The sequence below is a fragment of the Propionivibrio sp. genome (genome assembly GCF_049316945.1).
GTDB lineage: Bacteria > Pseudomonadota > Gammaproteobacteria > Burkholderiales > Rhodocyclaceae > Propionivibrio.
The window spans coordinates 1-4,982 of record NZ_JBMOJE010000215.1; the positions used below are offsets into that span (position 1 = coordinate 1).

The following is a 4,982-nucleotide window of genomic DNA, read 5'->3' on the forward strand; positions in this document are numbered from 1 at the left end:
AATTTGCGCACCCTACCGGGCTTGGTCGATTAATTGGAGTCTGTCCCCTATTGTCTATACCTATTGTCTAAATCAAGCAACCGGGAAAGATCATGCGTCAGCGGGAAGTCAAGTGACCGGGCAGCGAGCCATGCCTTGAGCGATTTCTCGATGGCTTGCTGAGCATGAAAGCCGAAAATCTCTTCGGCAAACAGCGGATTGTCGACCATGCCGCGCAAAGCATCGAAATCCTTGCGGGCCATGACCAGTAATCCCCGAGCGTGCTCAAGTGCGCTCATGCAGGACTCTTCCTTCCAGTTGGGCACGACCGACAATATGATACGGAGAATCCTTGAGTTGCTCGAATTCCTCGCGACTGTAGAGCAACAAATCTTTGGGCATTGCCAGCTTGCGCAGAGCGAGATACAAGCGAGCAGTTTCCTGGCGGCGACTGCGCTGTGGGCTGAAAGGTTCACGCTCTATGATCAACAGGTCAACGTCGGAATCCGGGTGAGAATCGCCGCGAGCACGCGAACCGAACAGGATCACCACATCCGGATCAGCCTCGCGAATGATCGTATCGACCATCTTGCGGATCAGGCTACCTTCTTCGATTTGCATCAGAACCAACTCCTTTCTCCATGAACACGAAGAATGATGAAAACACAAGACAACAGGGAACACCGATCAACGGCTCATGTCAAGGGAGCAAGACTGGATTGCCCTGAAGGACAGCAAATGACCAATCTCACGATCAAGTCCGGAACGGAAGAAGACTGGCTCCTTTGATTCACGGTTTTGTAGCGCACCTTCAGGCGGATCAGGCACGTCGATGAATGAGGTGGATTTCGCGTGCGCAAAGAAAAGAATTTGCGCACCCTGCCGCGCTGGATTCCGGGTCAAGCCCGGAATGAAAGTAAATCAATGGGTTGGCGGTAGAACAAATTTACCCTGCGGCACCATCGCTGCTGCATTGACATACGCTCTACTCCAGATCAAAATTGTTGTTGAAATATTCAACAACAATCATTGGGAAACAACATGTCAACAGTCAATTTCAGTGTCCCGGACAAGGTCAAGGACTTGTTCAACGCCACCTTCGCACACAAGAACAAAAGCGCCATCATCGCCGAATTGATGCTGGAGGCGGTGGAACGTGAAAACCAGGCGCTACGAAGAACCGATGCGATTGACCGGATATTGGCGCGCCGCGACACCAAGCCGTCCATTACTGAAGAAGAAATCCGTACCGCGCGCGAAAAAGGACGCCCATGAAACGCTGGGTAATCGATGCCAGCGTTGTTATCAAATGGCTGCAACCCCAGCGCGATGGTGAAGAAAATGTCGCTTTTGCTTTGGAGTTGCTATTCGCCTACAAACGCGGCGAGTTGGTTATATTGCAGCCTGTTCACTGGCTGGCAGAAGTCGCCGCAGTGCTGGCGCGCATCAGCCCCGTCACCGTTCAGGACGACATGACGGATATCCAGTCGCTCCAGATCACCGTCGCAGACACCCCGGCAATCTGGCAAATCGCTTGCGCACTGTCTGTCTCCCTGAACCATCACCTCTTCGACACCCTCTACCACGCCGTCGCGCTCAGCACACCGGAAACTACTCTGGTGACGGCAGATCGGCGCTATTACGAAAAAGCTGCCAGCAAAGGCGCGATTGTGTTGCTAAATGATTTAAAACTTTAGAAAACCCTTACAGGAACGGCCGGCAGATGAACTGGTTCCACTCGTGGCGCCATGAAAAAGTAGCCGGGACTGCAGCGAGACAGGGCTACCACTGCGTGGCAGGCACGTGAAATTGTCCGAAGCTATCGCTCCTGGGTTGTGCACGACACTGGCCCTGATCCAGTCGTGTGCGCTAGCGAGATCATGGAACTCGCCAGTTGCAGTTTCTGGGACAGCCTGGTAATCGCCTCCGCTGAAAAATCTGGAGCCGCGCTGCTCTATAGTGAGGATTTTCAGCACGGCCAATGTATTGCCGGGATCCTGATCCAGAATCCTTTCATTTCAATCTCATAAAACAAGCGGATGCTGTACAAAATTGGAGCTGCGTCAATGAGTCACGGATCGAGTCCCGCGAAGGCGACGGCCTGACGGGCATTTCCGAAGGGCTGAGTATCCGCCATGAACGCCAGCAACACGGCGATGGTTCGCTCTCCAACATCGGGAATGCTATCGAGCAAACGACGCTTATCGCGCAGCGAATGATCGTTGTCGATATGATCTCGGATGGCTTTCGAGATCGCTGCAATCTCCTGATCGAGCCATTGAAGATGCTTGTCGACACTGCACTTGACCGATGGGCGGGCAACCGCTTGGCGATTGGATTCCTGGAATAAAAGGGGGCACTATTATTCACCCCAAGTCTCCTGCCCATCAAAAAAAACCGGGCCACGATTTTCAGAGCCGAAACAGCAGAAAACCATGGTATGTCCCTTGTCGTTCTGCCTATGGTTAGCGCCTATAATCTGGCTATCCATAATTTTGAGGTGTCTCATGCGAACCGTTGCTATTTTTGAGGCCAAAAATCGGTTTTCCGAGTTGCTAAATGCAGTAGAACATGGCGAAGAAATCACCATTACCCGGCATGGTAGCCCTGTTGCTCGAATCGTCTCTATCAGCACTGCCAGCCAAGGCGAACAAGGCCAGCGGGAACGCGTCTCCCGCACCATGGCGAATCTGCGCAATCTGCGCCAAGGCGTCACTCTGGGCACAACGCTTTCCGAAGCAATCGAAGATGGGCGCGACTGATGCCGTTCGTACTGGATAACTCAGTTGTCACAGGCTGGTGTATTGAAGATCAGGCCACCGACTACAGCGAAACCATAGCGACCAAACTGGAAACAGACCGCGCAATTGTTCCTGCACTTTGGGAACTGGAATTCGCCAATGTGCTGAAAACGGCCTGTACTCGGGGCAAACTGGCCATTGATGCCGCAAGGCAGATCGCGGACAACATTTGCGCCCTACCTATCGAAATTGATCATGGCACGCCTGGTCCTCGGCAGTTGTTCGAACTCGCAGTCCGCTACAACCTGAGTAGCTACGATGCCGCCTATCTCGAACTTGCCATGCGTCATGGCCTGCCGATTGCCTGCCAGGATGGCAAACTGCGAGAGGCTTCAAAAGCGGCGGGAATCACAGTCCTCTGAACGCTTGATTAAAGCCCGGTGTGCAAGGCAGCGCGTTGCGCACCACCAAGCGGGCCAAGCACATCGAGGTACGAAGGATTCTACGTGCGCAAAGAAAAGAATTTGCGCACCCGGCAGGGAAAGCACACGTAGGGTGTCAATAAGCGAAGCGCATTGCACCGGAACCGCGTACATTCGGCGCAATGCCCGATGGTTATTGCGCCCTACGCGCTCAGGCTACCCCGGTTGGCGCAGCTATCAGGCTCTGTTGATGTTTTGCCTGCGGTAAAATTTGCCGTATTTTTTACTCCAGATGAATCAAGCCAACGCGCCGGACAAGACGAGACTCACGGTAAATTTGTTCTGCCGCTAACCCATTGATTTCCCGTCATTCCGGGCTTGACCCGGAATCCAGTTCGCTTATCAAACATAACATCTTGATCAGATAGACGAATCTGGATTCCGGCTTTCGCCGGAATGACGGCGGATGGCTAGAACAAATTTACCCTGAGACGAGACTGACGACCCGCGCCGAATCAACCCATTGCGCAGAATATCCGACCGAAGGAAGTGCAGAGCTCGCTCCTACAAAAACCCGGCCACGGTTTTCACACGTTCGGCCAGCACGGTTCTTTGTGGATCGGACTTTAGTCCGACAAGGTTTGTTCGCCAAAGAGACAAAGTCTTCCGTGATCCAACGAAAAATCGACCCGGCCCCTTTGACCCGCGCAAAGAAAAGAATTTGCGCACCCTGCCGGGCTGGGAAAGCCCGCGTAGGGTGTCAATAAGCGAAGCGCATTGCACCGGCACCGGATCCGCGAACAATCGGCGCAATGCCCGTTGGTTTTTGCACCCTACGCACTGGCCCCTATATTCCGGGCTACCGCTTCAAATCACGATAAAAATTCGCATGCGGCCCAACCGCCAGAAGCACCCGCTTGCTTTCATCCCACTGGTAAGCCAGCAGAAATAGTTGATTGACGCAATCGAATTCATAAACGTAGACACTCGCAAGATCGCCTTTCTTTTCCTGACCCACCCCTGGGTCAGCAAGAACTACCCGAATAGCTGCCTGGATTGCCTCACGTTGATTCGCATGCAGTTTCTTGTAAGCCCGCTTGAACGCAGGCTTTTGTTGAAGGGAAATACTCATGCGCCTGACAAATCGAAGGGCTCGGATTCCTCTTCCATGGCAACCAGCACATCCCGCACGAATTCGATAGGCAAATCCGGGTTATCAAGCGCTGCGCGTCCAACCTTGGCCCAATAGGAAACCTGCTGCGGAATCGAACGCATCTCGGCATTGGCACGAACTTTGGCCGTTTGATAAAGCGCGTCGTCAATACGAATGGAAATGCTCATTTTGCCACCTTTGTAGTTAACTGCCACAATTGTAGCTTGGCGTAAAGCCAAAGAGGCGACAAGACGAAAACACTTCACGCGCCCGGCCAGTCTTCCTGCACAGCAAACAGCCATCAAGACATCACCACAGTCGAGGGGCTCTCGGTTTCCATCAGATCGGCTACCGGGCTCGCACCCTATGCCCACGTGCGATTTTGTAGGGTGTGAAACGCGAAGCGTTGCGCACCTTCAGGCGGATCAAGCACGTCGATGCGTGAGGGGAATTCCGCGTGCGCAAAGAAAGGAATTTGTCACCCGGCAGGGAAAGTCCGCGTAGGGTGTCAATAAGCGAAGAGCATTGCACCGGATTCGCGAACATTCGGCGCAATGTGCTGCTGACACTTGAAAAGGCGTTGTTGCAATTCGAAGTCTGTGTTTGCCATGCCACGTTTCAGGAATTGGAAACGGTGTTATCTCGCGCCCCTATGGAGCCATTTGAATCGCGGCTTAATGGAGCCAC

The 4,982-nt window shown here is 53.2% G+C and carries 11 protein-coding genes; 6 read left to right on the forward strand and 5 right to left on the reverse strand.

Features of this window, described 5'->3' with window-relative positions:
* Window positions 1–47 precede the first annotated feature (47 nt).
* Both ACOYNV_RS25535 and ACOYNV_RS25540 read right to left on the reverse strand, forming a co-directional pair.
* Window positions 48–278, reverse strand: a complete 231-nt coding sequence (locus ACOYNV_RS25535; RefSeq protein ID WP_422902629.1) for a HEPN domain-containing protein — start codon at window positions 276–278, stop codon at window positions 48–50.
* Window positions 265–600: a nucleotidyltransferase domain-containing protein gene (locus ACOYNV_RS25540; RefSeq protein ID WP_422902630.1), complete on the reverse strand. Its 336-nt coding sequence runs from the start codon at window positions 598–600 to the stop codon at window positions 265–267. Before ACOYNV_RS25540 ends, ACOYNV_RS25535 begins: the two co-directional genes overlap by 14 nt.
* A 420-nt stretch (window positions 601–1,020) precedes the next feature.
* Here ACOYNV_RS25540 and ACOYNV_RS25545 point away from each other — a divergent pair, with 420 nt between their 5' ends.
* Together ACOYNV_RS25545 and ACOYNV_RS25550 are read left to right on the forward strand one after the other, a co-directional pair.
* Window positions 1,021–1,254, forward strand: a complete 234-nt coding sequence (locus ACOYNV_RS25545) for a hypothetical protein (RefSeq protein ID WP_422902631.1) — start codon at window positions 1,021–1,023, stop codon at window positions 1,252–1,254.
* Entirely contained in the window at window positions 1,251–1,676 is a 426-nt protein-coding gene (locus ACOYNV_RS25550) for a type II toxin-antitoxin system VapC family toxin (RefSeq protein WP_422902632.1), read from the forward strand. Before ACOYNV_RS25545 ends, ACOYNV_RS25550 begins: the two co-directional genes overlap by 4 nt.
* 374 nt (window positions 1,677–2,050) lie before the next feature.
* On the opposite strand, the gene ACOYNV_RS25555 is transcribed toward ACOYNV_RS25550, so the two are convergent.
* Entirely contained in the window at window positions 2,051–2,131 is an 81-nt protein-coding gene (locus ACOYNV_RS25555; protein WP_422902639.1) for a hypothetical protein, read from the reverse strand.
* Window positions 2,132–2,194: 63 nt separating this feature from the next.
* Between ACOYNV_RS25555 and ACOYNV_RS25560 the strand changes: the two genes are divergently transcribed.
* The 3 genes from ACOYNV_RS25560 (at window position 2,195) to ACOYNV_RS25570 (ending at window position 3,142) form a co-directional block, all read left to right on the forward strand.
* Window positions 2,195–2,329: a hypothetical protein gene (locus tag ACOYNV_RS25560; protein WP_422902633.1), complete on the forward strand. Its 135-nt coding sequence runs from the start codon at window positions 2,195–2,197 to the stop codon at window positions 2,327–2,329.
* 157 nt (window positions 2,330–2,486) lie between these two features.
* Window positions 2,487–2,741, forward strand: coding sequence for a type II toxin-antitoxin system Phd/YefM family antitoxin (locus ACOYNV_RS25565; protein WP_422902634.1), 255 nt, complete (start codon window positions 2,487–2,489; stop codon window positions 2,739–2,741).
* Entirely contained in the window at window positions 2,741–3,142 is a 402-nt protein-coding gene (locus ACOYNV_RS25570; protein WP_422902635.1) for a type II toxin-antitoxin system VapC family toxin, read from the forward strand. The genes ACOYNV_RS25565 and ACOYNV_RS25570 overlap by 1 nt, the downstream gene beginning before the upstream one ends.
* 859 nt (window positions 3,143–4,001) lie before the next feature.
* On the opposite strand, the gene ACOYNV_RS25575 is transcribed toward ACOYNV_RS25570, so the two are convergent.
* Window positions 4,002–4,274 carry a type II toxin-antitoxin system RelE/ParE family toxin gene (locus tag ACOYNV_RS25575; RefSeq protein ID WP_422902636.1) on the reverse strand — a complete coding sequence of 91 codons (273 nt, stop codon included), beginning with the start codon at window positions 4,272–4,274 and terminating at the stop codon, window positions 4,002–4,004.
* The gene (locus ACOYNV_RS25580; RefSeq protein WP_422902637.1) at window positions 4,271–4,483 is read right to left on the reverse strand and encodes a TA system antitoxin ParD family protein; all 213 of its coding nucleotides are present in this window, start codon (window positions 4,481–4,483) and stop codon (window positions 4,271–4,273) included. The genes ACOYNV_RS25575 and ACOYNV_RS25580 overlap by 4 nt, the downstream gene beginning before the upstream one ends.
* Window positions 4,484–4,752: 269 nt before the next feature.
* Between ACOYNV_RS25580 and ACOYNV_RS25585 the strand changes: the two genes are divergently transcribed.
* A partial coding sequence (locus ACOYNV_RS25585) for a hypothetical protein (RefSeq protein ID WP_422902638.1) occupies window positions 4,753–4,982 on the forward strand: 230 nt, incomplete at its 3' end.

What these genes read in the sequence shown, in the direction of transcription:
- ACOYNV_RS25545 (WP_422902631.1), top strand. Translation starts at nt 1,021, where the DNA reads ATGTCAACAGTCAATTTCAGTGTCCCGGACAAGGTCAAGGACTTGTTC.
- ACOYNV_RS25575 (WP_422902636.1), bottom strand. Translation starts at nt 4,274, where the DNA reads ATGAGTATTTCCCTTCAACAAAAGCCTGCGTTCAAGCGGGCTTACAAG.
- ACOYNV_RS25535 (WP_422902629.1), bottom strand. Translation starts at nt 278, where the DNA reads ATGAGCGCACTTGAGCACGCTCGGGGATTACTGGTCATGGCCCGCAAG.
- ACOYNV_RS25560 (WP_422902633.1), top strand. Translation starts at nt 2,195, where the DNA reads ATGATCGTTGTCGATATGATCTCGGATGGCTTTCGAGATCGCTGCAAT.
- ACOYNV_RS25580 (WP_422902637.1), bottom strand. Translation starts at nt 4,483, where the DNA reads ATGAGCATTTCCATTCGTATTGACGACGCGCTTTATCAAACGGCCAAA.
- ACOYNV_RS25570 (WP_422902635.1), top strand. Translation starts at nt 2,741, where the DNA reads ATGCCGTTCGTACTGGATAACTCAGTTGTCACAGGCTGGTGTATTGAA.
- ACOYNV_RS25540 (WP_422902630.1), bottom strand. Translation starts at nt 600, where the DNA reads ATGCAAATCGAAGAAGGTAGCCTGATCCGCAAGATGGTCGATACGATC.
- ACOYNV_RS25550 (WP_422902632.1), top strand. Translation starts at nt 1,251, where the DNA reads ATGAAACGCTGGGTAATCGATGCCAGCGTTGTTATCAAATGGCTGCAA.
- ACOYNV_RS25565 (WP_422902634.1), top strand. Translation starts at nt 2,487, where the DNA reads ATGCGAACCGTTGCTATTTTTGAGGCCAAAAATCGGTTTTCCGAGTTG.